This is a genomic window from Flavobacterium gelatinilyticum, assembly GCF_027111295.1.
Lineage (GTDB): Bacteria > Bacteroidota > Bacteroidia > Flavobacteriales > Flavobacteriaceae > Flavobacterium > Flavobacterium gelatinilyticum.
In genome coordinates this window covers 4,830,253-4,856,367 of sequence record NZ_CP114287.1, presented here as the reverse complement: position 1 = coordinate 4,856,367, position 26,115 = coordinate 4,830,253, and the positions used below count along the sequence as shown (strand labels likewise).

Below are 26,115 nucleotides of genomic sequence, written 5' to 3'. Positions count from 1 at the left end.
ATTAATTTAAGGATTCAGCGGCGGTAATCTCACCGGTTAATTTTTCTTTCCAATTGGTCCATTTGTATTTTTTACTAAAAATAAAAAGCAAAATAGGATATACGACTACGACTGGTAAAATAACATCTGCACCGGCCGACGGTTCTGATAAATCTTTAAATATAGAATGCGTTTGAAAAACAGACCAGTCTGATGTTACAAGTAAAGCACCTACCAAATTATTAGCGGCATGAAAACCCAATGCCAGTTCCATTCCTTCATCCATTAATGTTATAACACCAAGAAACAATCCTGTTCCTATATAATAAATCATGATAACATATCCCATCTTAGTTACTTCGGGATTCAGGATGTGCATCGAACCAAATATTACCGAGGTCATAAGTAACGGAAACCATTTATTTCTGGCCAGATTAGCAAAACCCTGCATAAGATATCCTCTAAAAACGTATTCTTCAGTACTGGTTTGTATCGGAATAAAAATACTGCCCACCACTACTAAAATTAGAAAAGGAACTAAATTAAAATTCCATTCAAACTCTTCCGGTTTCTGAAAATAAATAATAAAGAAACTGATTATCGAAAAAACCGCCCAAAGAAAAAACGAGAAGAATATCCGGTTCCAATCGACCTTCTGCCTTGAGGTGGTTACAGATAAAATCGTCTGATGATGCATATATTTTACAACAAAATAAATCCCTGCAAAGGCAAACAGAAAAGAAAGCATAACCAGAAACAAAGTCAGATTGGGCTCAAAAATCCGCATGGCTTCTTCATTATTTGTGGGAAACGGCTGTTTGTCTTTAAAGCTTTTAAGAAGAACAGCAGCTGAATAAGGAATCTGACCAATGAATGAGGCGGTTATTATAAAAACGGATCCAATTAGATATTTCCAAAATTTATTTTCGGGGTTAACTCCTTGTTCTAAAAACATATTTTTATTTATTTTTTTGAAATGAGAATTCAATTTAATGCAGTAAGTCCTATTTTTGTTATTACTAAAACACCATGTAAGCAAACAAACCTTGTTTTAGGACACCTTAAATATAATAAAAATGATACAAATCTACCATAATCCACGCTGCGGAAAATCAAGAAATTGTCTGGCTTTTATTGAAGACACTAAAGAAGAATACGAAATAATCCCGTATTTAACTGAAACACCATCATTTGAAGAATTAAAAGAGCTTCTTAAAAAACTGGATTTAAAACCTATCGAACTTGTAAGAACCAAGGAAAAAGTCTGGACTGAAAATTTTAAAGACAAAAATCTTGCAGATGATGCAATCATTAAAGCAATGGCTGACAATCCTATTTTAATCGAAAGACCCATTGTTGTAAAAGACGGAAAAGCAATCATTGGCAGGGATTTAGACAAAGTCGCTTCTTTTTTAGACTGATTCTAAAATAAGCTCTTAACATTTTTTTGTGATCTTTCTCTTTAAACCAAAAGTTATTTTTGCCGTCTAAGAAGAAAAAGAAACCAGAAAAAAAAGATGAAGAAAATCAATTTCGCTGTATTGCTTGTGCTTATTTTGACGAGTTTTTACACTTACGCACAGCAGGGACCACCAGCAAAAAACAAAGTTAAAGTTACCGGAAAAGTTTACGAAAAAGTAACTAAACAGCCTCTCGAATATGCTACCATTTCGATCATGGCACCCAACGATACCAAAGTTATTGCAGGAGGAATTACAAATCCAAAAGGCGAATTTGAAGTTGCCGTAGCACCGGGAACTTACGATATAAAAGTTGAATTCATTTCGTTTAAAGCAACCGAATTCAAACAAAGAAACATTCAGGGAGATACGAATTTAGGAGCCGTAAACTTATCCGAAGATGCGGCGCAGTTAAATGAAGTAGTTGTTCGCGCCGAGAAATCTACCGTAGAAATAAAACTGGATAAAAAGGTTTACAATGTAGGTCAGGACATGCTTGTAAAAGGCGGAACTGTAAGTGATGTATTAGACAACGTACCTTCGGTTACGGTTGATACTGAAGGAAATGTTAGCTTAAGAGGAAGCGATAATATCCGAATTTTAATTGACGGAAGACCTTCAAACGCAATAAACATGGCCGAAGCTTTACGTCAGCTTCCAGCAGATGCCATTGACAAAGTAGAAGTTATTACCAATCCATCTGCCCGTTATGATGCCGAAGGAGGATCAGGAATTATCAACATTATCCTTAAAAAAGGTAAAAATCAAGGTTTCAACGGAACTTTAATCGCTTCAACAGGTTTACCGGAAACATATGGCATAAGTGGTAATTTAAACTATAAAACAGAGAAATTAAATTACTTTACTACGGCAGGCTACAACTACAGAACTACCGAAGGTGCCGGAAAAACGAACTCAGAATATTTTAATACAGATGGTTCTACTTCTAAATTCATAGATGAAGATCGTGATACCAAACGAATCCGAAATGGTTTCAACGGAAGAGCCGGACTTGAATGGTCTATTACACCAACAACATTTTGGACAAATGCCATTAATTATCAAAAAAATAACGGAGAAGAACGCGATCTGATTACTTACAATAATTTTGATGCTGACCGCATTTATACCGGTACAACCTATCGTTTAAACAATGGGGATACGAAAAGTGAAAACGTAGAGTTTACATCGAATCTGATCAAAAATTTCAATAACGACGGGCATAAATTAACCGCCGATCTTTCTATTTCTAGAAATACAGATGACAACAACAGTATCATTACCGATTCGCCAAGATTTGATACAACCTTAAACGATCAGGTACAAAAACAGGTTCTTTTACAGGCAGATTATGTACTTCCGCTTGGAAAAGGAGGCCAGTTCGAAGCCGGTTATAAAGGAAGTTTTGGTGACCTCAATAATAAATACAATGTTACCGATGCAGCGGGTAATATAAACACCAATCTTTCTAATACGCTCGAATACAAAGAAAATATTAACGCGCTTTATACCCAATATGGTTTCAAAGTAAATAAATTCTCTTATTTATTCGGTCTAAGATGGGAAGACACCAATATTGAAGTTAACTTATTAGACAACAGCAACTTTAATACTAAAAAATACAATAATTTATTCCCAAGTGCTTTTGTCAGCTACGAAATTTCAGATCAAAGCAATGTTTCTGCAAGCTACAGCAAACGTTTATCCAGACCAAGAGGACGTTTCATGAATCCGGCTGTAAACTACGCCAGCAACATCAATATTTTTCAGGGAAACCCCGATTTAGATCCTTCTTTAACAGACAAATATGACCTTGGCTACATCAAAAGATGGGACAAACTGACTTTTACAACTTCTGCTTATTTTGAAGATACAAAAGACGTTTTCAGCTTTGTAAGATCTCCTACCGGTGACGTTCTAACTCCTGAGGGCCAAGTAGTCACTCCTCCGCCAGGCGTGATAATTCCGGGTACTCCAATAATCAAAAGTTCACCTATTAACTTAGGTAAAGAGCAAAAATTTGGTTTCGAATTTACTTTCAATTACACACCCTATAAATGGTGGAAACTGAACAGTAACTTTAACTTCTTTAATTTAAAAACAACCGGCGAAAACAGCTACACAGATACACAAGGTAATTTTGTTGTTCAAAACTTAGACAATCAGGCAACTTCATGGTTCGCCAGAATTAACTCAAAAGTGACTCTTCCGTACAAAATTGACTGGCAGTTAACCGCAATGTACAACGGGGAACAGAAAACAGCACAGGGAAAAAACCTAGGTCAGTTCGGAATGAATACAGCTTTTAGTAAAGATGTCTTAAAAGACAAAGGTACTATCGCATTTAATATCAGTGATATTTTCAATTCCAGAAAAATGAGATCATACACCTATTTAGATGATGTAACCTCATACAGCGAATTCCAGTTCCGTAAACGTCAGTTCAACTTATCATTCACCTACCGTTTCAACAAACCAAAAGGTGAAAGAGATAAAAACGCTCCGAAAAATAATGACGGCGGCGGTGAAGGCGGCGAATTTCCCGGATAAGATCTTTTAAATCCCAATATAAAAATTCCAAATTCCAATTGATTGAATTTATTAACAGTTCAAAATTGGAATTTGGAATTTATTTTTTGGAACAAAAAAAAGGACTCGTAAAACGGGTCCTTTTTTTATGACATCAATCTATTATAATTTAAAAGATTGTTCTTCTTGTCTTTTTTTAGCTCTTTTCTCTTTGATCATTTCCCAGCTAGCTCCCGTAACCCAATAAGATACGAAACCAACCAAGAAAAACATTAACCAAAACCCTATAGTTAGAATGGTTAAGAAAAGTAAAAAGCCTAAGTACTGTGAAAATTCAAACATGTTTTCCGGAATTTTTGAATGTTACCACAAATGTAGGGTATATATTTTTTCTCACCAATAAAATCTAAATCAATTTTCGGGAAATAACATTTATATGTATATTTATACTCATTTTAAATAAGGGTTTTTTCTGAATACGGAACCTTATTATTTAAGGAATCTGAAACAACTATTTATAAGGAGCAGAAACCTGCTGTTCGCTGTATCTTTTTGTTTTTAAAGAAAAAACAAAAAGGATGCCGCTTCCATCAGGGCTAAGACTATCGTTTTCAAAAGAAATTCAATTTACAATTAGACATTTTTACATTTTCCGAATAACATTTTACAAACATCATAATGAAATACAGAATAGAAAAAGACACCATGGGCGAAGTTCAGGTCCCAGCCGATAAATATTGGGGTGCGCAGACAGAACGTTCAAGAAACAATTTCAAAATTGGAAACTCAGGATCAATGCCTCAGGAAATTATTGAAGGTTTTGCTTATCTAAAAAAAGCAGCAGCTTACGCCAATTATGATTTAGGAGTTCTGCCAATCGAAAAAAGAGATGCTATTGCAGCGGTCTGCGATGAAATCCTGGAAGGAAAACTAGACGATCAGTTTCCGCTGGTAATCTGGCAGACAGGTTCAGGAACTCAGAGCAACATGAATGTAAACGAGGTAATCGCAAACCGCGCACAAGTTCTGAAAGGTTTTGAAATTGGCGAAGGCGAACAATTCATCAAAGCAAACGATGATGTAAATAAATCGCAGTCTTCAAACGATACTTTCCCAACCGGAATGCACATCGCAGCTTATAAAATGGTAGTCGAAACCACAATTCCCGGAGTTGAAAAACTTCACGCCACTTTAGTAAAAAAAGCAGCCGAATATAAAGATGTAGTAAAAATTGGCCGTACACATTTAATGGATGCAACTCCATTAACTCTAGGTCAGGAAATTTCAGGTTACGCAGCACAGCTCGCATTCGGATTAAAAGCTCTCAAAAATACTCTGGCACATTTGTCTGAAATCGCTTTGGGCGGAACCGCAGTAGGAACAGGTTTAAATACCCCAAAGGGATATGATGTAAAAGTAGCCGAATATATCGCACAATTCACCAATCATCCTTTTATTACTGCCGAGAATAAATTTGAAGCACTTGCCGCTCATGACGCCATAGTAGAAACACACGGAGCGTTAAAGCAGCTGGCTGTTTCTTTAAATAAAATTGCAAACGATGTCAGAATGCTGGCTTCTGGACCTCGTTCCGGAATTGGTGAAATTCATATTCCTGAAAATGAACCAGGATCATCTATTATGCCCGGAAAAGTAAATCCAACGCAATGCGAAGCTTTAACAATGGTTTGTGCTCAGGTTATCGGAAACGATATGGCCATTGCTGTTGGCGGTATGCAGGGACATTACGAACTGAATGTTTTCAAACCGGTCATGGCAGCTAACTTTTTACAATCGGCTCGTTTACTTGGAGATGCCTGCGTGTCATTTGATGAACACTGCGCTCAGGGAATCGAACCCAATCATAAACGCATTAAAGAATTAGTAGACAATTCGCTTATGCTTGTAACGGCTTTAAACACTAAAATTGGCTATTACAAAGCAGCCGAAATCGCTCAGACAGCTCACAAAAACGGAACAACTTTAAAAGAGGAAGCCGTTCGTTTAGGTTACGTAACACCCGAAGATTTTGATGCATGGGTGAAGCCGGAAGATATGGTTTAGTTTTTTTGTTTCAGGTTTCAGGTTTCAGGTTTCAGGTTTCAGGTTTCAGGTTTCAGGTTTCAGGTTTCAGGTTTCAGGTTTCAGGTTTCAGGTTGAAAACACTGAACTATCCATAAAAAAAGGAGAAAATTAAAATTTTCTCCTTTTTTTAACTTGAAACTTGAAACCTGAAACAAAAAAAACTACTTCCCATCAACATAGTCCTGCAGATAGGCAAATCGTTCAGTTAACTTTCCTTTTTCTGTTATCTTGGCTCTTTTTAGGATTCCGTCTTTATCACCGTTGAAGAATGCCGGAATTACGTGTTCCATAAATTGTTCGCCGAAACCTTCGCTGGCATCTTTTGGAATTTCGCATGGCAGATTATCAACCGCCATCACAGCAACCGCTGCCGGATGGAAAAAATCTACTTCTCTGTCTTCTAAAGGAAAATAACCATATAAAGGATCTTCAATTGTAGAAGATCTAACGGTACATGCTATAGGACCATTTACATCACAAGAAATATCGGCTACTACTTTTAACTTGCAGTCACTGGCATTCAGCATTTCTTTTGTTAGGATCATCGGAGCGTTATTGGCGTGGAAATGTCCGGCAAAATAAATATCCGAAACTTTCGTAAACCTTTCAAAATCCGATTCGTATTCTTCGGGATGATTTACAAAATCTGTAAAATCCAAAACCTGACCGTCTTTTCTTTTATTGTATTCCAAAACATCAAGCTGTACATACACCGCCTGTGCATATTTTTTGGTTAGATAATTATCTACTGTAATTTCTTTCACTTTAATGGCATCCAGAATTTCTTTTGCCCCGCTCCCTACCTTTCCGGTTCCCGTAACCACAAATTTTAAAGCCGGCATTGTAATGCGTTTTAAATGCATAATCAAGGCTTCTTTTCCCGAAAGTGTTTCGGCTTTTGGCAGTTTAAACAATTCAAATTTAATCCCAAAAGCGCGGATTCCGTTGTAAACTCCCACCATTCCGGCGTATTTTCCAAAACCAATTAAGCGTCGGTTATGTTCGTCTACAATCGTTTCATGATCGTATAAATCAATATTCTTTTCTAAAATGGCCTGCAGTAATTTTCGGTTATGCGGCTGTTTTTTGATCGTGTGCGAAAAAAAGAAATATGATTTATTTGGAATTAAGCTTTCAACCGGAACTTCTTTTACACCAAATAACACATCACAATCAGAGACATCATCGGTAACTGTAATTCCCATGTTTTTATACTCATCATCCGAAAAGATCCTAATATCAGAGCTTTCCACTTTTACAGAAGCATCATGGTACAATTGTTTCAGCCTTGTGAGCTCATTTGGAGAAAAAACAACTCTCCTGTCCGGCGGATTTTTTCTTTCTTTTATAATTCCAAACTTCATTTAATTAGGTTTTTGACAGTTTAATAATATAACTTTTTAAGTGTTATTTGTTTCAAATATAACAAATATAGTTAAAATTTTGTTTTCAAAATGTTATTTAGAATGTTTCGAAACCGTGACAGGCTGAAAAACAAAGAACTAAAAACACTACTCGTTAAAAGTATGTTAAAAAACCTCATTACAGAGCTTAAAATTGAGAAAACGACAAAATTGAAATCGATATATTTGTTTTTAAAGAACGATGCAAATGATTTTCCTTAAAAAAACAAAGATAACACAAATACTTTTCTCACTACTAATTTTGAGCTCTTGCGGCCAGGACAAAAAAACACAGCAGACGGCAGTACCCACAGTCGAAGATACTTTACCCAGAATGAAACCATTAGGTCCTGAGAAAAAGATTTCTCAGGCTTATAAAAACTCAGTTACCGGCAGAATTAATCACTTTTACAATAAAAACTGGCCAAATAACACTATGAACGGAAGTTTTTTAGTGGCCCGAAACGGACAGATTTTGTTTGAACGTTACAATGGTTTTGCGAACAAAAATGAAGGTACAAAAATAACCCCCGAAACACCTGTACAAATTGCTTCTGTAAGTAAAGTAATTACCGCTACAGCTATTTTAAAACTGGCAAATGCAGGTAAAATAGATCTTGATCAAAAAGTAAATACGATTTTAAAAACATTCCCTTACGAGGACTGTACGATCAGAATGCTGCTGAATCACCGTACCGGAATGCGTAACTATGCTTATTTTACAGACAGGGATAAATCGGTTTGGGACCGACATAATCAGCTTACTAATAAAGATATTTTAAATATTCTGGCAACTAAAAATATTGGTTTGGAAGCTAAAACAGGAACTCGTTTCAGTTATTGCAATACCAATTATGCCATGCTGGCACTTATTATTGAAAAAATTACCGGCTTAAGTTATAAAGAAGCGATGTATGAAATGATTTTTAAACCTTTGGGAATGGATAATACATATGTTTTTGATGATGATAAAGACCGTAAAAAAATTGTTCCGTCGTACAAAGGCAATGGTGTCGAAATTGGTTTTGATTATCTGGATAATGTTTATGGAGACAAAAATATATTTTCGACTGCAAGAGATCTTTTAAAATTTGACCGTGCCAGACAATCTCCTGATTTTTTAAAACCTGAATTATTAAAACAGGTTTATCAGGGTTACAGCAATGAGCGCAAAGGAACCAAAAATTATGGTTTGGGTATTAGAATGATCAATTGGGAAACGGGACAAAACTATTATTTTCATAACGGCTGGTGGCACGGAAATACCTCATCGTACATCACTTTAATGAATGAAGGTGTTACGATTATTGCGCTTTCGAATAAAATGACCCGAAACACGTATGCGGTTCGTAAACTGGCTCCAATTTTTGGGGATTATCCTTTTAATTTTAAAGACGAAGAGTAACATAATAGTCGAAAGTCTTAAAGTCGAAAGTCATAAAGTCTTAAAGCTTTTGCCAATATTTACTTTGCTGTTTAGGTTTATACCAAAATGGTATAAACACAAAAGTATTGGACTTTAAGACTTTTGACTTGCGACTTTAAGACTTTCGACTAACAAGAATTTTTTCTGAAAATTTTAATAAAAAGTAATTTCAAATAGTCTACATTTGCAGACTTATTTCTGGGGTCGACTGGTTTTGACAGCGAGTCGAATTGAACAGTAAGCACGCCGAGCATTGAGACCTTGCTCGTAAATATAAGATCTCACACTTTTAAACGGCGAAAATAATTACGCTTTAGCTGCATAATCTGAATCATAGTACGATTAGCCACGTCCCTACAAGGTAGGGAAGCTGGATTCTCCTGGAAAGCCTTGGTTTGTGGCGTTCCGTCAAGGGGAACCGTAAAAATAAACCTAGATCTCCATGAGCTTCGGGTGGATTTCGAAAATTAAGAAGATAAGTGTTGAGTGGCTGTTTCTGGCCTTGCTTAACATCGAAAATTCAATCAGGAAATAAGCGTGTAGAAAGCTCTTTAGTTGCTTGTTTGGACCCGGGTTCGATTCCCGGCGACTCCACAAAAAAGCCTGTAAACTTCTTGTTTACAGGCTTTTTTCATTTCAGCTATTAAATTCAAAACACCAAGATTTAATCCTCGGGGAGATGAGCGATGATTTAGATTGTGTCCAAATGGTTAAAACCAATGATTATTAAATTAGATTTTTTTACAGCTTCCTAAATTCAAAAGATGCAATAATTTCAAAACCCGACATCGCAGCCATTTTCCTGAGGTTTGACATTTTAGGACAAACCACCAGTTATAAGTGTAAAGCCCAAATTACTTTAAACGACAAATACGGCTCCTTATTCAGAATACCGTACTTATACAAACTAATTCAATCTTTAGCTTATAGACTTGCTTTTACTTCGCCGCAAGTCAGCATATTTTTTGGATAATAAGGATTTTTGATTTCCTTGCTGTCGCTTAACCAGGTTGCGCTGGTCATAGGACAAATCTGAAGATGCAAAGCCGTATCGGCTGGTTTGAATCTTGGTGCCACATCCCAAAATTTAGCAGACAGTGTTATGAAAATTTTTCTCTGTTTATTGATGTTTTTTGTAGCGGCAACTTCGGCAGCCAATTCAATAATCTCTCTTCTTGTTTTCGTTGCTTCGTTCATTTGATCAAGAGTCAGTTTTTTGAACTTGAAATTTTTCAAAGCTTTCTGCAGCGCAGCAGCATCTTTTACTACTGCAAGACTATCCGAAATCAATAAATTGTTTTTTAAGGCCAGATAACTGTTCGTGATTTCTTTTTTTTCTGTTTCACGTTTTGCAGCCAGTTCCGGAGCTACTTCTTCTTTTGATGTTAATTGTGCATTTACCAAAGTGCTTAAACAGATAAATGCCGTCACTAATAATTTTTTCATGGAGTAGTTGTTGTATTTAATTTTGTTATGATTTTATCTACGTCGATCAAAACGGCTTCGAAATGATCTTTGTTTATACCTGTTGAAACATTCATCAGTTTCACGATATCGGCTCTTAATTTTACCAGATGCTGTTTTCCGTATAATCGAATGTCACTGCGCTGCGCTGCATTTAAAGCTTTTCCCGGCTCTACTTCTTTTGGTAATAAAAGCATTCCCATTTTCTCAACATAACTGCGCTGCAGGCTTCGTCTGTAAAAATCTAATTTTTCGTTCCCGGTAAATTTTACCCAAACCGTCTGCTGTAAATCATTTAAGAATTCAGGAACGGTATAAGCTCCTTCGAACTGCATGGTTTTTAGGCTGATGTTGTACAGCATACCGGAACTCAAAAGCATATTCAGAACCTGATTTTGCTGATCTGATATTTGGTCTGCTGTTTTCAACGGGATTAATTGATCTATTTCCTGCGGATACATCCATAACGGCGGATTAAACAATTGTCGGCCTATATAATCAATCGCGGCTTTAACTTTTGCTTTGGGAACTGGTTTGTACACAACGTCTTTTTCATCAACAGTTCTTTTAGTGATGTAGTTGTTTCCAACATATTTCAATACATGGTACAAGTACAAACTATATTGTTTTACAACAGCTTTATGCATATCTGATAAATTATCATAGGCATCATCCGGCTGATATGTCCATTGAATCAAGTTTGGCACAACACGCTTCAGGTTTTTAATTCCGTAATCGCTGGCTAGTACCGCATCATCTCCCAAATCTTCTTTCTGGCTGCGCGGATCTTCGTCTTTTCCTTCTCCTCCAAACCATAATCTTGGGTTACTAGTCAAACTATCTGTTGTCATTTTACTCAACAGTTTTTCTTCTTCAAACTCATCTTTTGTGTTTGGAAAATAGCCGTAACCCCATTTAACTGCCCATTTGTCGTAGATCCCAATTCGGGGATAAATTCCCTGCGGACTGATATTGTCTTCTGGCTGCGCAACGTAGTTAAAACGGGCATAATCCATGATAGAAACGGTATGTCCGTTTGCTTCAACCCATTTTTTGTCTCTTAATTTTTCTACCGGAGTTGCACTGCTGGCTCCCATATTATGACGAAGACCAATAGTATGTCCTATTTCGTGAGAAGAAACAAAACGAATTAATTGTCCCATCAGTTCATCATCAAGATGCATTTTTCTGGCTTTTGGGTCCAGTGGACCTGCCTGGATCATGTACCATCTTTGTACCAGTTTCATTACGTTATGATACCAGCCTACATGGCTTTCGATGATTTCACCGCTTCTTGGATCGCTCACTCTTGGTCCGTAAGCATTTGGCGTTTCAGATGCATAATAACGTACTACCGAATACCTTGCATCTTCAAGGCTCATCGTTTTATCATTTTCCGGCCATTCTTTACCTACAATTGCATTTTTAAATCCTGCCGCTTCAAATGCTTTCTGCCAGTCGTTGATTCCGGCAATTAAGTACGGTCTCCATTTTTTTGGCGTAGCAGGATCGATATAATACACGATTTGCTTTTTTGGTTCTACCAATTCACCTTTAAGATATTTCTTAACATCTTTATCTCTTGGTTCCAAACGGTAACGCTGTACGATATATTTAGTCTGAGCACGCTGTTCGTCATCATCAAACAAAACATATTTATTAGCAAAATACCCTACTCTTTCATCAAAGAATCGTTTACGCATTGGGTCTTTTGGTAAAAGTACAATTGACGTATTTAAACGTAATGTATTTCCTCCGCTGCTTGACGTAGTACTTGTATAGGTTTTGGTCGTTTTAACTTCAATATTAATTGGATAGGTATCCATACTTTCAATAAACGATTTATCGTCTGAAAGAGAAGTCAGTTTATATTCTGTTTTTTCCTTACTTCCAATAGAAAACATTGCATTTTCTTTTTTGAAAGCATCCGTTACATCAATCACCACATTTTGATTATCCGGATTGGTTGTTTTTATCGGGAAAGCTGCCACAATTGGATTTTCGCTGCTGCCTGCCAATGCTTTTGCCAGCATCGAATCGGCAGAGCGAACGTCCTGCCTGTATTGCAGGGATCTTAAATAAACTGTATTATTAATACCTTTTTCAAAATAAATAGTCTGCTCGTTTGCTTTTTCGCCGCCAAAAACACCAATGCCTTCCGGAGTCGAAAGAAAACGGGTTACTACAAGCATATAGCGGTTAAACAAGCTATCAGGAATTTGAAAATAGTATTTAGCATCAACCTGACTGATCGTAAAAAGACCTGATTTGTTTTTGGCTTTGTCTGTAATTACCTTATTGTAAGGCTGCATGCCTTTTGGCTGTGTACTGGTGCTGTCGGCTTTTTTTTCGGGGGTCTGTGCAAAACCATGCTGACCGGCGGCGAGCATGATGAGCAGAATAAATAATTTTTTCATCGGAATTAAAATGGAACTTTTTCGTCAGTGTTTAAAGTAAGTTTTGGATTTTTTGTCAAGGCAGTCAACGGAAACGGCACAATGTATAATCTTGAGTTTGGCTGCAAAGTATAGGTTTGCTGCGGTACTGTTTTATTGACTATAGGGAATACTCTTGTAATTGTTTTTGCATATTCGGTCTCAGTGTTTAATCTCTTTAAATCAAAAAAACGGTTAAAGCCCAAAAGCAGCTCTCTTCTTCTTTCATTTACAACCAGCTCCATTGTTTCTTTTCGGGTTGCCGGAACGGTTAACTCAACTGTACCGCCTGCCAAAATACGTTTTGCACGTAAGGTATTCAGAATATCAATCGCTTCTTTCAGTTTATTGTCTCTCGCATAACATTCGGCCAGCATTAAATACACTTCGGTTGTTTTCATACCTACTGTCGGGTAAAAAAATCGGGTGTACTGGGTTGCCCAGTAGGCTGTGTTTGCGCCAATATCAAGATTATTGGTATTGGTTGTGTTAAAAAACAAATTAAAACGAGCATCGTTTGCACCAAATAAATTTCGAAGCTCGGGACTGATAACATAGTTGCTTACAAAATTCATTTCGTTATACCCAATCATATACATATAGCTTAACACCTCAACATTGTTTGCTGCAGGAACGGCAACCACAGATGGTCCGCCTTGTGCGCTGTAGGCTACCAAATCGAAAATTTGATTGTTGTAACTTAATGATTTTTCGGCAGCAGCTTTGGCGCTTGCAATTTCACGTTTAAACAAATGTACTTTTGCCTTAAAAGCATACGCAAATGCCAGTGAAGGATGATAAACATCCAGGGGTTTTTCCTGAAGATACGGCAACGCTTCCTCAATATCTTTCTGAATAAAATCGTACACCTGCGCTACAGTAGATTTTGATGGCTGCGATTCTAAATCAAATTTATTCATAATGCAGATTCCTCCGTCTGAAGCTGCAGTCTGCGGATCATATCCTTTTGCATACGTATTTACTAATAAAAAGTGGTCGTAAGCTCTGTAAATTTTTGCTTCGGCCTTTGCCAGTCTTTTTGTATCTGCATCTCCTTTGCTGTCATCTACAAGTGAGATAATTGTATTCCATCTGTTGATGTAAGTATAAGACTGATTATAGAAACTGGAACCTGTCATCAAGGAAACACGGTCTACGTTTTCATTAAAAGTAAAATTGATAATATCTATATTGGGTGTTTTTCCTATCACATTCGATTCTTTCATCCATTGATCGTCTGATAAATATTGAAAGTTATTGATAGGATAACCTCTTCCCGGCAATGATACCATTTCATGAAATTGTGAAGCCTGGTCGATTACTAAAGCTCCTTTTGGCGTAATATCTGTGTATTCTTCACAAGATGATACTGTAAGCAGGAACAATGGCAGTAGTATGGTGAATATATTTTTCATTTTTTTAAAGGGTAAGATTAAAACCAAATAAATACGTTTTAGGCGATGGTAAATTTCGTGTTGCTGAATTAGCCGAATATACTTCGGGATCAATACGATTTCCTGCCGCACTCCAGTACCAGATGTTGTTTACCTGAAAAGTAAATTTAGCCGAAGCCACTTTCATTTTATTGGCAATGTTTTTTGGAAGATTATATGCCAAGGAGATATTTCTCAATTTAATATAATCGCCGTCTACAACATTTATATCTGAATTTCTCCACTGGCTGCTCATCGTTACAGCATAGTTTCTAACGTTTTCATCATAATCAACAAACAAACGGGTGTTTCCATTTCGGTTGGTATCTGTATAACGATCTGCAATACCAGAAAGGGTAACAGCATCAGATCCTGTATCCAGAACCTCTTTACGCATTTTGTTCCCTCCTGAGAAAACAAACAGAAAATTCAGATCGAATTGTTTGTATGAAAAACGCTGTGACAACGAACCCGTATAAGTAGGCGTTAAACTTCCCATGTTTACTAATGCATCCGGATTTGTAATGCTTTTAATACTTGAGGAAATTGGATTTCCGCTATCATCAAAAGTTACTGACGGATTTCCGTTTTCGTCTAAAACAAACGGATAACCATTTACCGTTCCGCCATATTTGTAGGCATATAAACTATTGAATGTTTCGTCTTCAAAGAAATAACTTGTAGGCGAGCTCACATATACCGAAGCGGTTGACTGGGCTCTAGTTACTTTTTTAACGGTAGTTCTGTTAAAGGCTAAAATAACATTTGAACCAATTCTGAAATCTCCTCGGTTGTACCATTCAGAACCAATGCTAAATTCTACTCCTTTATTCAGCAAAGCTCCTGCATTGATTGTTCTGCTTGTTGCACCAACAGTTGGGTCAAGATCCGTCGTTGCCAATAAATCAGTGCTGTATTTTCTATAAATATCGATCGTTCCGTTGATCTTCGTTCTAAACAAACTATAATCGATACCAAAGTTGGTACTTTGTGTTTTTTCCCATCGAAGCATAGGATTTGGCTGTCCGCTTATATTTACATATTGTAAAGACTGATAAAGAAAGTCATTTTTTCTGGTCGCCGTGATGTACGGAGATGTACTCTGGTCAACGTTTCCGTTTACACCATACGTGGCACGCAGTTTCAGCATGCTTACCCATTTTATTGGTTTCATGAATTCTTCGCTGCTGATGTTCCATCCTAAACCTGCAGACCACAACGGACGGTTTTTATATTTTGGATCTACTCCAAACAAATCGGCTCTGTCGACTCTGTAACTTCCTGTTAAGTTGTATTTAGACAAAAAGGTGTACCCTCCGCTGGCGAAAACTGAAAAATAACGATGCAAAACTTCTCCCTGCGTTCTTGAAAGAGCGGCCAGTGTACGGTTGCTGCCATATATATAACTCGGAACTCCTGTCTGACTTAACGAAAGGCTGTTTAATGTAGCCGATGTAAGGGTAACACGATCGTATCCGTAGCGGATTTGTTCAATACCTCTTGGAGCGTAGGTTTCGCGCATTTCAAAACCGGCTAAACCGGTAACCGAATGTTTACCATCGGCAAAATCCTCTGCAAAATCAAGCTGATTTCTAAATGAGTAATTGCTTACACGACCGCTCATCTGTTTGTATCGGCCTCCTGCAGAAAAACCGTCCACATAGGTATAGGCGTTTGTCGTTGGATTGTACCCCGTTAAGGCATTAATCGCATAACGCATTTTGTACGAGTCAACACTGTTATATTCCTCACTGTCGTTTCGTCTTACTTCGTACTGAAATTGTGTACTAACACTTAAACCTCTCCAGATCTTTGCGCGTAAATTGGCAAAAGACCGAAGGCTCAATGAATTTTGATATTTAATACCTTCCTGAAGCTCATTTAAAACATTAAAACTAGTCGATTTAAAACCGCTTAAACCTGCAATTTTTCTCGCCATAGCTGGATTTAATGCACTTCCGGATGTAAAACCGTCATCAATATTTACAAAAGGCGAATATACCAAAGCTCCGTTATCATCTGTAATACGCTCGTATCTTTTCTGAATATCGTAATTATTGTAATCTCCATCTGTACTGTCATCATTACTATACGTTCCGTTTAATCCAAAAGTGGCGTTTAACCAGTTTGAAATCTGGAAACTGCTTTTGGCATACAAATTAAACGAACGGCTTTCGTTGTATTTGACACGGTTTTTTGCTTCGTCATAATTAAGAGACACATACGTATTTTGTTTGCTTGTACTTCCGGAAAATGCTACGTTGTAACGCTGCCTGAATTCTTTCTGCCAAACATTATCACGATAATCTTTCGCGTAATCGTTCTTTCTCCATTGTGCCATAGTGCTGTTGTAATCGGCATTGCTGATTACGCCTTCTTCTAAATCGCGGTTCAGCTGATAAAGCGGACTGTAATATTTTGGGTTACTGCTTCCAATATCTCCATAGCTGTTAAACATAGTGGCTGTATCGGCATATCTTGCTCTTTCTCTATTGTAAACCGCCTGTTCAAAATCGATTAATTCGCTTGTCGAAGCCAAATTCATATCTCTTAAATTAGGCTTATCTGAAATAAAGAAATCTGAATTGATAGTCACTTTTAGTTTTCCCGTTCCTTTTTTGGTCGTTAAAACAATAATCCCGTTTGCGGCGCGTGAACCGTAAATAGAAGCTGCGGCGGCATCTTTAAGCACGTTTACACTTTCGATATCATACGGATTAATTTCATCCAGAGTCAATTCAGTCGGCAGACCGTCGATTACAATAAGCGGACTGTAGCCTACATTGCTGGAAAAAGTTCCCATTCCTCGTAAAATAGGCGTATCTGCAGAAGCTCCGGTTGGATTTTTCTGAAGCATTAAACCCGCCACACGACCTTCGAGTGCGCTTGATAAATTGCCATTAATATTTTCGTTTAAAACTTTTTCGTCTACTTTGGCAATCGCTCCTGTAAAATGACTTCTCGTAACAGTCTGGTAACCTGTCACCACCACTTCTTTCATGGCAGATACTTTGTCTTCTACAACAAGCGAAACAATATTTCGTCCGCCAACGCCAAAAGATTTTTTCTCGATCGTTAGTCCCGAACATTCCAAAACAGCGTCTGAGGGTACGTTATCTAAAGAAAATCCTCCGTCAAAATCTGTAATGCTCATTTTGTTAGTGCCGGCAACCGTTACCGTAACTCCCGGAAAAGGTTCGTTTTTATTGTTTAGAACTTTCCCGCGGATATCCACTAACCCGTTTCCGTTTCCCTTTGGCTTTTCCTCTGCTTTTGTTCCGGCAGTTACTACAATGGTCTGGTTGGTAAGCGAGTATTTTAAATTCTGACTTTTGAAAATTTGATTTAAAGTTTCTTTTAAAGAAGTATTCTTAACATTAATCGTTACAGGACTTGCATCCTTAAGTAATTTCTGAGTATAGAAAATTTCGTAATTACTTTGTCTTCCCACTTCTTTTAGAACCGTTTCCAGAGAAGCATCTTTAAAATTAACACTGATGCTCTGTGCACTAGCTGTAAAACTGCTCAGCAGCATTAGCATAAAACTTACCCCCCATAAAGAGACAGAAAAGTTAAGCCTGGGAATCTTTTTTGTTAGTTTTTTGTAAGGTTTTTTTGGTTGTAAATTTAATTTCATACATTTACATTGGTTATAGTTAAACAATAGTGGACAACTTATACTGGCTATAAACATTAAAAACAAACCGGAAGCATCGCAACTGCTTCTGGTTTTTTAGTTTATAGACTCAGCATAAACGGGCAGATCTAAAATCAGGGATATACAATAATTGTTTTTCCTTCGACTTTAAATTTTATATTACTAAGCTCAAGTACTTTTAATACTTCAGACAAATTTTTATTTCTAAACGTACCGCCGTTGAATCTCACATCCGACACATCGCCGCGGTATTCTACTTTGATTCCGTACCAGCGTTCCAGCTGTTTCATAACCGATTTCAAGTCGGCATTATCAAATTTAAAACGGCCGTTTTTCCAGGCAATTGCAGCTTCGGTATCCACTTCACGAACAGATATTTTATTCGAATTATCAGACACATTTGACTGCTGTCCCGGTTTTAAAATCGTTTTCTGGTTTTTATAACTTACTGCTACGCTTCCTTCCAGTAAAGTGGTTTTAATAGCCGGTTCGTTATCATAAGCATGTACATTAAAATGCGTTCCCAAAACTTTTATATCCTGACTTCCTGATTTTACAATAAAGGGCTGGTTTTTATTTTTTGCCACTTCAAAATACGCTTCTCCTTCTAACTCAACCACTCTTTGATCTCCGTTAAACTGGGTTGGATATTTAATAGACGAAACCGCATTTAGGAAAACTTTTGTTCCGTCTGCCAATACAATATTATACTGACCTCCGGTTGGGGTCGAAAGTGTATTATAAGCATCGGCATCATTTTTTGAAGTATCGGCATCAGGATTTATTATATAGGTAATAACGCCGTCAGCACTCATTTTGATCGTTACTTCTTTATCTTCGCCTTCTCTGGCAATAGTATCTTTTTCAGAAATAGCCGAAAGCACAATCTGTTTTCCGTTTGAAAGCGTTAAAATTCCTCTTGTACCTCCGGGCGCAATTTCCTTTGGCTTTGCCGCAACCTGAATAACCTGCTCCTTTGTTTTTGTAAAGTAAAAAATTCCGGTACCCAGCATTACAACTATAGAGGCTGCAACGGTAATACGCGGCCAGATACTGATTACTTTGGTTTCCTGCTGTAACGGAAGTTTCGATTTTAGATACTCGTAACTTTCTTCGAGTTCGTACTCGTTAAGATGTACATTACTTTTAGAAGCACGGTTCAGATACCAGGCGTCGAGTTTGTCCTTATCTTCATTCGATAAAGTACCGTTTTGGTATTTTTGAAGCAGTTCTAAGATTTCAGTTTCTTTCATAAATTACAACACAGAATTTTGTCCCGTTTTTAAGTAAGACAGTTATATACAGCTTTTGTCATAGACGAAAAGCAAAAAAAATTAAAAAAAATATTATTATATCATTAATAAATCCTGAATAACGTTATTTTCTATTTACTAATGAGACGATTATGAGTAGATTCTATCATAAAAATTAACAAAAACCTTTACAATACTTCACCAAATAAAAACACCCATCATAGTTTTGAGTTTTTCGCGCAGTATTTTAAGCGAATTATAGACTTGCTGTTTCGCGGTTTTGTCGGTAATATTTAACTGAAGTGCAATTTCGTCATACGAGAGTTCTTCTACTTTTCTAAGCAGGAAAACTTCGCGCATTTTTTCCGGGAGAGAAGCAATTTCTTTGGCAATAATCGCTTCAAGTTCTTTTTCCCTGAGTCTGGAATCAGCGAAAACATAGTCTTCTTCGATGAAGTTTGAAATGGAATCGGCATAACTCGAAACCACTTTTTCGTGAGCGATATGATTTAGTATTCTGTTTTTTACCGCTTTGTATAAGTAAGCCGAAAAAGATCCGGTAACGGTTATTTCATGACGTTTGTTCCAGATGGATAAAAATACTTCCTGAACCACATCGTTTGCCTCATCACGGCTGCCGAGCATTTTGCAAGCATGGTTCACAAGAAGTCTGGCATACCTTTCAAAAATTTCTGTATAGGCCAGCTGATCATCTTCTTTAAGAAGATTTAATAAGATGGGATCAGCATATTTGCTATAAACAGACATTAATTTAAAGAGGTGAAAATCAAAAAAGCAATATTACGCATTTTCACGTCAAAAACTAAAAGACAATTAGTTAAAATAATGAAGATTATTTCATGAAATTTGATTTTAACAGGAATAAATTTAAAATCAAACGTTTTATTTATAATGAGCCTGAAAAATGTTTAAAAAGTTTCAAGTTTCAGGTTTTACCACAAAGGTTCGCAGAGTTCTATTGAATCTTTGCGAACCTCTTATTTTTTTCATTTCAAAAATTACTCTTCAATCCTAATCATTTGAAGGGTGGCTTTATAATCAGGAGCATTTTGCGGTACAACCTCAACCTGCATATAGTCTTCAATCGTGTACTCACGTTTAACAGCCTTTGGATCTAAAGTCTTTACAGGTTTCTTTTTAGAAATAGGTTCTGAAGCCAGATATTTAGAATCTTCAGGTTTTTTATCCAAATGTGCTACAATTTTTCTTATTTCATCATGAGTTAAAGTGTTTTTATCAGGTGTCTTCATAAGTCTGATAATTTCTGCATCTGCAGAGGCCTGCGGAACTTCGGTTTCACTTGCACAGGAAAACAATATTCCCAGCACGAACAAACAAGTAATTTTTTTCATAATGTAAGGGTTAAAGGGTTATTTAATAAATTACACAATGTAATCTCTAAATAAGAGTATTAAACATCCTAAATGGGTGACAGTTTGTTTGTTAAAAAAATACCAAAATTTGTAAGTTTTATTTTCGGATTAAAGTCGTGATTTTTGGTATCTGTCAAATTTACCGAAGAAGCACACAAAGATTCGCAGAGTTTTATTTTTGTTGCCTTAGCATCTTTTTCTCGGATTTTCTCTGTTATAAATCTCTAATCTGACAGCACGAAGCAGTAAAATATATCCCTAATATGATCACTAACAACTAATCACTAATCACTTTTTTAAATACTAACCATCAACCCTAAAGAAATATTAATCCCCGGCAGCGGTGCTAAATACTTTAGAAAAGAATTCTGCGGTCTGGCTTCAACATTAAGCAGATTAGTACCTGCAGCAAAATATTCTATTTTGTAGTCTTTAAAAATCATGTTATAGCTCAGTCGTGCAGAAAGCAGTGAATAGGCCGGCATTGGCGGTTCGGGATTAATGTTCTTTCCAAGGTAACGCTGTTCCAGGTAACGGTCGAATGCTGCGCTGAATTCAAATTTCCTAAAGCCGATTCCTCCTGAAAACCCAAATCGGCTGGTAGGCATATTGGGCATATAATCACCTTCTGCCCAGTCTCTCATACGATCTTCGGCAGTATTTACATTTTTAACCAAGTCAAAATAAGATCCCAGCTGGATATTAAAATTTTCGGTAATTTTTTTATTGTATGCCATTTCAACTTCCCATCCGTTCAATTCAGTATTTGATTGCCGCCATTCTTTCACCAAAAAACCGCCTGAACGCGAAATTCCTGTATGAGCCAGATATAAATAATTATCTAACAAGGTTTTGTATCGCGTAACAGAAAGTTTTAATCCAGCGTAATTAAATCCTGCTCCAAACTCTGTTGTCTTTGCCGTCTCTTTGTTTAACCTGTCATCTCCATTTTCTTCTAAAATAATAGCAAAGTGATTATTACCCGCATACAATTCGTTAACATCAGGAGCACGTTCTGAATGCGAATACGAACCTCGTAAATAGGCATATTTTGTTACATCTATTTGTAAGCCGGAAGTAAACTGGCTGAGATGAAAATCACGATCTGAGAGTTTCCCGCCGCCAAGTCCCCTGCTTGGTTTGTAGCCTTCTGTGAGCATGGCGCGTCTTTGAACAAGATCGTGACGATACCCGGCATTTAGTTTTAAAAACTTAATTGCAAATTGCTGCAATGTAAATATTCCGTATTCACGGCTTTTATTATCGGGAAGATAGCGCTGCTCACCGCTTCCGTCTATATTAACAACAGAAACATCTGCACCGGAGAGTCCTTTTAAAAACTTAAGACGCTGCTGATCCACCTCTAGCCTAACAATGTGGCGCGATGCCGAAAATTTATTGGCAAGGTAATCGTCAATAAGTTCGCTGTCTTGAGAATACTGCAGCATATAATTTAATCTTACAGCAGCAATTCCTGCACTTTGGGGTCTGTACTCCGATTCCATCATCAAACTATTGCTTTCAGATCGTGTGTTTATAGGCAGGTAAATACTTTCTCCTTCTATTTCATGTGTATACCCATCGTCGTGTGTGTGCGTATGCCCCGGCAGTTTGCGCAGTGCAAAACCGGGAATTCCATAATATCCGTACGTTCTTCGAAATCCGGCTCCAATATTGAATTTTTCGCCCACATAACCCGTTCCAAAATTTAGGGCATAACTGTTGGCATGACTGTTAGGCATTGTTCCTTTTTTTACAGGAGCATAATCAGTAATACCTTTTACTACGGTTGTCGAAAATGGCGTTCCGGCAGGCTGTCCCGCTATGTACAAGTTATTTTTGGGATTTGACACATAAGCGCCGTCAATAAATGATTTTTCTTCAAAAGTGTATAAATCAGCATCTGTAAGCGCCCATTTCGGATCATTCATTTTATCCAAAACAAACTGGCTTATGTAGGGATACAAAGTCAAGTTTCTTGTGGTCTGTTTTTCGACATGAACCTGCGCCATCGAGGCGGTCAGATCATCAATTTTTGGATCGTAAGCAATGGGAGCTTTTGTGTTTCCGGGTATTTTAATGTCTCCATTCCATCTGTTCATACCTCCCGCATGCCAGACCCATTTTTTTCCTATATTTCCGTTAAAGTCAAAAGATTGTTTATATCCGAGATTCGTATTTCCTTCTGCCCGTACAAAACCGGAAAGGAATTTGGGCGCTTTTTCTTTCGGGATCGTGTTGTCTTTCAGGTTAACTGCACCGCCAATAGCTCTTCCGCCAAAAAGAACATTTCCGTCGTTTATATGAACATCAATGCCTAAAAGATTATCTGTATCGGTAATCAGGTTAAGGTTTGGACTGATTCCGGAAAGGTCATTCATTGCCATTCCGTTACTTAAAACTTTTACGCGGTTACCGCTGAGGCTTCTGATTACCACAGCTCCCGAATTTGGTCCGAAATACGAATTCTGAATTCCGGGAACATGACTGAGCGTTTCTCCCAGCGTTGCCGACTGATTTTTTAAAAGTTCTTTTCGTGAAATTTTTCTTGAATTCGATAATTCTGATTTACTGTTGTTGCTGATTATAACTTCATTCAGAACATTGGTTTTAATACTATCGGAAGGTTTATGCTGCGAATATGCATATAGATTAAAGGCAAGGAAAAATAGACATAAGGATCGGGGATTAATTTGCATGATCGCACTGAATTTGGGTAAATAATGGGCGCAAATATACTGCTTAAAAACACTATCGCAACAAAATTGCAATAAAATATCGCAACTTTGTTGCGATAAATATTTTTAAAATATACTTTTGGCAAAAATTTTAAACTATGAGAAAAGAAAAAAACTACGCGAGATCACTATTTATGGGACTTTTGGCTTTGTCACTGACAGCCTGCAGCAGTGACAATGAGGAGACGCCTCAAAAACAAATTGATATTGAACTTACCCCTACAGCTTCTATGGTCTACGGCGAACAGCAGAGCATTACTTTACCTTCGAGTGTTTTAGATGCATCTGATGTTCAGATAAGTTTAGATTTCAGCCTGAATGAAAATGTAAAAGTCAATGCTTCTGAATTTCTAAATGATAAACTTTCGAAAGCAGTAACGGTAAACAAGGAATCGGGAAAAATCAATGTAAACAGCGGTCTGCTTTATCCAAATAGCGCTGTTTCGGGCAATGGAACGAAATTACCTGACAGCTACAAAATTACCGTAAACGTAAGCTCGGTAAGTCAGAACTTTCAGGGTAAGCAGACTATTGACTTTAAAATCACGCCTGCAAAACTGTCAATTAAAGATATCGAAAGCAAAGCAGTAATTCCGGTGGCTTATGTGATTTACGGTGATGCTGCCAATTTTGAGCTTGAAGCTCCTCAAACAGTTTCGGCTGATATGAGCTGGGCAATTGAGAATCCTTCAGCTATAGGAACAGAAGTTACATTGAATTCGAATGTTTTGAAATTTGCTGCTAATGCCGGAGATCCGGATAAAAAGGCAGAAAAAGCGTATGACGTAACTCCGGTTCTTCTTAAAGATAATTTCCGCGTAGCATCAACAACATTCCGCGTAATATTCATTCCAAAAATCAAATTCTTTTTTGGTACATATTATCCTGAATATGATCTGACTATCGTATTGAATAATCTTCATATTGCTTTATCAAACGGATACGTATCGGCCGCACCGGCATTTTCTCCTGAAGCTTACAAATCGTCATTTGCTATAAATGGTATTAAGAAAGACGGACAGCCTTTTAGTGATACTGAAAGTATATTTTCAATAAACGAAAAAACAGGTTCTGTTTCTGTAAAGAAAAGTACTTCGCTGACTGCAGGTGCATACGAAATCACCGTTAAGGCAATCACAACAACGGGACTTGAATTCCTGACAACTTTGACATTAAATATGGCAAATGCCGAATAATTAATTCTGATTATAACGAAAAAAGGACTTGTTTGTAAAAAGCAAGTCCTTTTTTATTATTTCCAAATTGTGTTTTTTACGACAGAGAATGCTAACGTTTCGCAAAATTTAGAGTTTAAACATTGTCCAATTTAAGTTCGCAAAGTTTGAAATTTGATATTGTCATTGATATTTAAACCTTGGATTTTAAACAATTAATGCCCCGAAACATTCTTAACATGCTCTACATTCTTCAGTTTCTTAGTGCAGTACAAACCAAAACAAAGAATATAAGCGTAGCAGAATACGGGAACGATAAATGATTTTTGTACGCCAAAATCAGAATCAGCAAGGACACCCTGAATTATCGGAACCAAAGCTCCTCCCAAAATTGCCATTACCAAAAGAGATGAACCCTGACTGGTATATTTACCCAATCCGGCAATACTTAAAGTATAAATGTTAGAAAACATAATTGAGTTAAAAATCCCAATTCCTAATATGCTGTACATAGCCATTTTTCCTGTGCTTAAAATACATACCAGCAGTAATACAATATTAATAGACGCAAATATTGCCAGTGTTCTTGCCGGTGCCGATTTTCCAATCATAAAAGCAAAGAAATTCAGAACTAAGAATACAAGGAAAAAACTCATTTGACTAAAGGTCAGGTTTACAATAGAATAAATCAATAAAAAGACAGCTGCTGCAGTCAGAATCATATACAATGCTTTTTTTGAAGCACTGATACCCTGACTCAGCGAAATGGCTCCAAGAAAACGTCCGATCATAGCGCCTCCCCAATACATGGCAAGGTAGTTTTTACTAACTGCTTCGGTTAAACCGCCAACGCTGTCCAGTTCCAGAAAACTGATAATAAAACTTCCTACCGCTACTTCTCCTCCAACATAACAGAAGATTCCTAAAATCCCCAAACGCAATTGAAGGAATTTTAAAGCTCCAAGACCTCCCTGTTCTGTTTCTTCTGTCTGAAAAGAAGGCAGTTTTACATTGTAAATCAAAACGGCAACTAAAACTAAAATTCCCGCAAATACAAGATACGGAATACGGGTTGCTTCGGCTGTAATATTATGATCGCCTCCCGGACCAAATACTAAATAACCGCCCAGTATTGGTGCAATTGTAGTCCCGAAAGCGTTAAATGCCTGAGTCATATTCAATCGGCCCGAAGCACTTTCTTCTGTTCCTAAAAGAGAGACATAGGCGTTTGCCGTAATCTGCAAAATGGTAAATCCAAGTCCGAGAACGAACAAAGCGCCAAGGAATAAACCATATACTGAAAAAGTTGCTGCAGGATAAAATAAAACACAGCCTATTGCCGAAAGAAGAATTCCGGAAAGTATTCCTTTTTTGTAACCCACTTTATTGATTGGATCTCCTTTGTAATATGAAAATACAAAATAAGTAAGCGACCCCAGAAAATAAGCTCCAAAAAAACAGAACTGAACCAGCATCGATTCAACAAAAGTAAGGGCAAATAATTTCTTTAAATAGGGAATCAAAATATCGTTCATACAGGTAATAAATCCCCACATAAAAAATAATATCGTAATGGTAATCAGCGGAACGGTGTAGTTTGGAACCGCTTGACTGGTGGTGTTTTTGGTATTCATAAGTAATCAATAATTTAAAGCATAAAGATAGCTAAATTCAAAAGTTTAA

At 37.1% G+C, this 26,115-nt stretch carries 17 protein-coding genes and 1 other RNA gene; 6 read left to right on the top strand and 12 right to left on the bottom strand.

Annotated elements, in window-relative coordinates; genetic code table 11:
* Position 1: 1 nt before the first annotated feature.
* Positions 2-934 carry a CPBP family intramembrane glutamic endopeptidase gene (locus OZP11_RS21020; RefSeq protein ID WP_281232451.1) on the bottom strand — a complete coding sequence of 311 codons (933 nt, stop codon included), beginning with the start codon at positions 932-934 and terminating at the stop codon, positions 2-4.
* 121 nt (positions 935-1,055) lie between these two features.
* Between OZP11_RS21020 and arsC the strand changes: the two genes are divergently transcribed.
* Together arsC and OZP11_RS21010 are read left to right on the top strand one after the other, a co-directional pair.
* Entirely contained in the window at positions 1,056-1,400 is a 345-nt protein-coding gene (gene arsC / locus OZP11_RS21015; protein WP_281232450.1) for an arsenate reductase (glutaredoxin), read from the top strand.
* Positions 1,401-1,496: 96 nt separating this feature from the next.
* Positions 1,497-3,989, top strand: coding sequence for a TonB-dependent receptor (locus OZP11_RS21010; RefSeq protein WP_281232449.1), 2,493 nt, complete (start codon positions 1,497-1,499; stop codon positions 3,987-3,989).
* Between the two features lie 141 nt (positions 3,990-4,130).
* Here OZP11_RS21010 and OZP11_RS21005 read toward each other — a convergent pair whose 3' ends face one another.
* The gene (locus tag OZP11_RS21005; protein ID WP_281232448.1) at positions 4,131-4,310 is read right to left on the bottom strand and encodes a hypothetical protein; all 180 of its coding nucleotides are present in this window, start codon (positions 4,308-4,310) and stop codon (positions 4,131-4,133) included.
* A gap of 336 nt (positions 4,311-4,646) precedes the next feature.
* On the opposite strand from OZP11_RS21005, the gene fumC reads away from it, so the two are divergent.
* A complete protein-coding gene (fumC, locus tag OZP11_RS21000) occupies positions 4,647-6,032 on the top strand; it encodes a class II fumarate hydratase (RefSeq protein WP_281232447.1) in 1,386 nt (461 codons plus the stop codon).
* Between the two features lie 182 nt (positions 6,033-6,214).
* On the opposite strand, the gene OZP11_RS20995 is transcribed toward fumC, so the two are convergent.
* The gene (locus OZP11_RS20995) at positions 6,215-7,417 is read right to left on the bottom strand and encodes an NAD(P)-dependent oxidoreductase (RefSeq protein WP_281232446.1); all 1,203 of its coding nucleotides are present in this window, start codon (positions 7,415-7,417) and stop codon (positions 6,215-6,217) included.
* Between the two features lie 241 nt (positions 7,418-7,658).
* On the opposite strand from OZP11_RS20995, the gene OZP11_RS20990 reads away from it, so the two are divergent.
* Complete coding sequence (locus tag OZP11_RS20990) at positions 7,659-8,861, top strand: serine hydrolase domain-containing protein (protein ID WP_281232445.1); 1,203 nt, start codon at positions 7,659-7,661, stop codon at positions 8,859-8,861.
* A gap of 221 nt (positions 8,862-9,082) precedes the next feature.
* Positions 9,083-9,479, top strand: a transfer-messenger RNA (tmRNA) gene (gene ssrA / locus OZP11_RS20985).
* Between the two features lie 327 nt (positions 9,480-9,806).
* Here ssrA and OZP11_RS20980 read toward each other — a convergent pair.
* The 8 genes from OZP11_RS20980 to OZP11_RS20945 all read right to left on the bottom strand — a co-directional run bounded on the left by OZP11_RS20980 (position 9,807) and on the right by OZP11_RS20945 (position 23,218).
* Complete coding sequence (locus OZP11_RS20980) at positions 9,807-10,328, bottom strand: DUF3347 domain-containing protein (RefSeq protein WP_281232444.1); 522 nt, start codon at positions 10,326-10,328, stop codon at positions 9,807-9,809.
* Positions 10,325-12,763: a zinc-dependent metalloprotease gene (locus tag OZP11_RS20975; protein ID WP_281232443.1), complete on the bottom strand. Its 2,439-nt coding sequence runs from the start codon at positions 12,761-12,763 to the stop codon at positions 10,325-10,327. Before OZP11_RS20975 ends, OZP11_RS20980 begins: the two co-directional genes overlap by 4 nt.
* A gap of 5 nt (positions 12,764-12,768) precedes the next feature.
* Positions 12,769-14,196: a RagB/SusD family nutrient uptake outer membrane protein gene (locus tag OZP11_RS20970; protein WP_281232442.1), complete on the bottom strand. Its 1,428-nt coding sequence runs from the start codon at positions 14,194-14,196 to the stop codon at positions 12,769-12,771.
* A gap of 4 nt (positions 14,197-14,200) precedes the next feature.
* The gene (locus OZP11_RS20965) at positions 14,201-17,749 is read right to left on the bottom strand and encodes a SusC/RagA family TonB-linked outer membrane protein (RefSeq protein ID WP_281232441.1); all 3,549 of its coding nucleotides are present in this window, start codon (positions 17,747-17,749) and stop codon (positions 14,201-14,203) included.
* A gap of 236 nt (positions 17,750-17,985) precedes the next feature.
* Entirely contained in the window at positions 17,986-19,125 is a 1,140-nt protein-coding gene (locus tag OZP11_RS20960; RefSeq protein ID WP_281232440.1) for a FecR family protein, read from the bottom strand.
* Between the two features lie 198 nt (positions 19,126-19,323).
* Positions 19,324-19,893, bottom strand: a complete 570-nt coding sequence (locus OZP11_RS20955) for an RNA polymerase sigma factor (RefSeq protein WP_281232439.1) — start codon at positions 19,891-19,893, stop codon at positions 19,324-19,326.
* Between the two features lie 251 nt (positions 19,894-20,144).
* Entirely contained in the window at positions 20,145-20,498 is a 354-nt protein-coding gene (locus OZP11_RS20950; protein ID WP_281232438.1) for a hypothetical protein, read from the bottom strand.
* Positions 20,499-20,815: 317 nt separating this feature from the next.
* Positions 20,816-23,218 (bottom strand): TonB-dependent receptor domain-containing protein, encoded by a 2,403-nt coding sequence (locus OZP11_RS20945; protein ID WP_281232437.1) that lies wholly within the window; start codon positions 23,216-23,218, stop codon positions 20,816-20,818.
* Between the two features lie 137 nt (positions 23,219-23,355).
* On the opposite strand from OZP11_RS20945, the gene OZP11_RS20940 reads away from it, so the two are divergent.
* Positions 23,356-24,453 carry a surface glycan-binding family protein gene (locus tag OZP11_RS20940; RefSeq protein ID WP_281232436.1) on the top strand — a complete coding sequence of 366 codons (1,098 nt, stop codon included), beginning with the start codon at positions 23,356-23,358 and terminating at the stop codon, positions 24,451-24,453.
* 194 nt (positions 24,454-24,647) lie between these two features.
* Here OZP11_RS20940 and OZP11_RS20935 read toward each other — a convergent pair whose 3' ends face one another.
* Positions 24,648-26,066 (bottom strand): sugar MFS transporter, encoded by a 1,419-nt coding sequence (locus OZP11_RS20935; RefSeq protein ID WP_281232435.1) that lies wholly within the window; start codon positions 26,064-26,066, stop codon positions 24,648-24,650.
* Between the last annotated feature and the right edge of the window lie 49 nt (positions 26,067-26,115).

Excerpts from the sequence above, each read along its gene's own strand:
- OZP11_RS20955 (WP_281232439.1), bottom strand. The coding sequence starts at position 19,893 with ATGTCTGTTTATAGCAAATATGCTGATCCCATCTTATTAAATCTTCTT.
- OZP11_RS20940 (WP_281232436.1), top strand. The coding sequence starts at position 23,356 with ATGAGAAAAGAAAAAAACTACGCGAGATCACTATTTATGGGACTTTTG.
- OZP11_RS20965 (WP_281232441.1), bottom strand. The coding sequence starts at position 17,749 with ATGCTGCTGAGCAGTTTTACAGCTAGTGCACAGAGCATCAGTGTTAAT.
- OZP11_RS20960 (WP_281232440.1), bottom strand. The coding sequence starts at position 19,125 with ATGAAAGAAACTGAAATCTTAGAACTGCTTCAAAAATACCAAAACGGT.
- fumC (WP_281232447.1), top strand. The coding sequence starts at position 4,647 with ATGAAATACAGAATAGAAAAAGACACCATGGGCGAAGTTCAGGTCCCA.
- OZP11_RS20950 (WP_281232438.1), bottom strand. The coding sequence starts at position 20,498 with ATGAAAAAAATTACTTGTTTGTTCGTGCTGGGAATATTGTTTTCCTGT.
- OZP11_RS21020 (WP_281232451.1), bottom strand. The coding sequence starts at position 934 with ATGTTTTTAGAACAAGGAGTTAACCCCGAAAATAAATTTTGGAAATAT.
- OZP11_RS20995 (WP_281232446.1), bottom strand. The coding sequence starts at position 7,417 with ATGAAGTTTGGAATTATAAAAGAAAGAAAAAATCCGCCGGACAGGAGA.
- OZP11_RS21010 (WP_281232449.1), top strand. The coding sequence starts at position 1,497 with ATGAAGAAAATCAATTTCGCTGTATTGCTTGTGCTTATTTTGACGAGT.
- OZP11_RS20935 (WP_281232435.1), bottom strand. The coding sequence starts at position 26,066 with ATGAATACCAAAAACACCACCAGTCAAGCGGTTCCAAACTACACCGTT.
- OZP11_RS20970 (WP_281232442.1), bottom strand. The coding sequence starts at position 14,196 with ATGAAAAATATATTCACCATACTACTGCCATTGTTCCTGCTTACAGTA.
- OZP11_RS20975 (WP_281232443.1), bottom strand. The coding sequence starts at position 12,763 with ATGAAAAAATTATTTATTCTGCTCATCATGCTCGCCGCCGGTCAGCAT.
- OZP11_RS20980 (WP_281232444.1), bottom strand. The coding sequence starts at position 10,328 with ATGAAAAAATTATTAGTGACGGCATTTATCTGTTTAAGCACTTTGGTA.
- OZP11_RS20945 (WP_281232437.1), bottom strand. The coding sequence starts at position 23,218 with ATGCAAATTAATCCCCGATCCTTATGTCTATTTTTCCTTGCCTTTAAT.
- OZP11_RS20990 (WP_281232445.1), top strand. The coding sequence starts at position 7,659 with ATGCAAATGATTTTCCTTAAAAAAACAAAGATAACACAAATACTTTTC.
- arsC (WP_281232450.1), top strand. The coding sequence starts at position 1,056 with ATGATACAAATCTACCATAATCCACGCTGCGGAAAATCAAGAAATTGT.
- OZP11_RS21005 (WP_281232448.1), bottom strand. The coding sequence starts at position 4,310 with ATGTTTGAATTTTCACAGTACTTAGGCTTTTTACTTTTCTTAACCATT.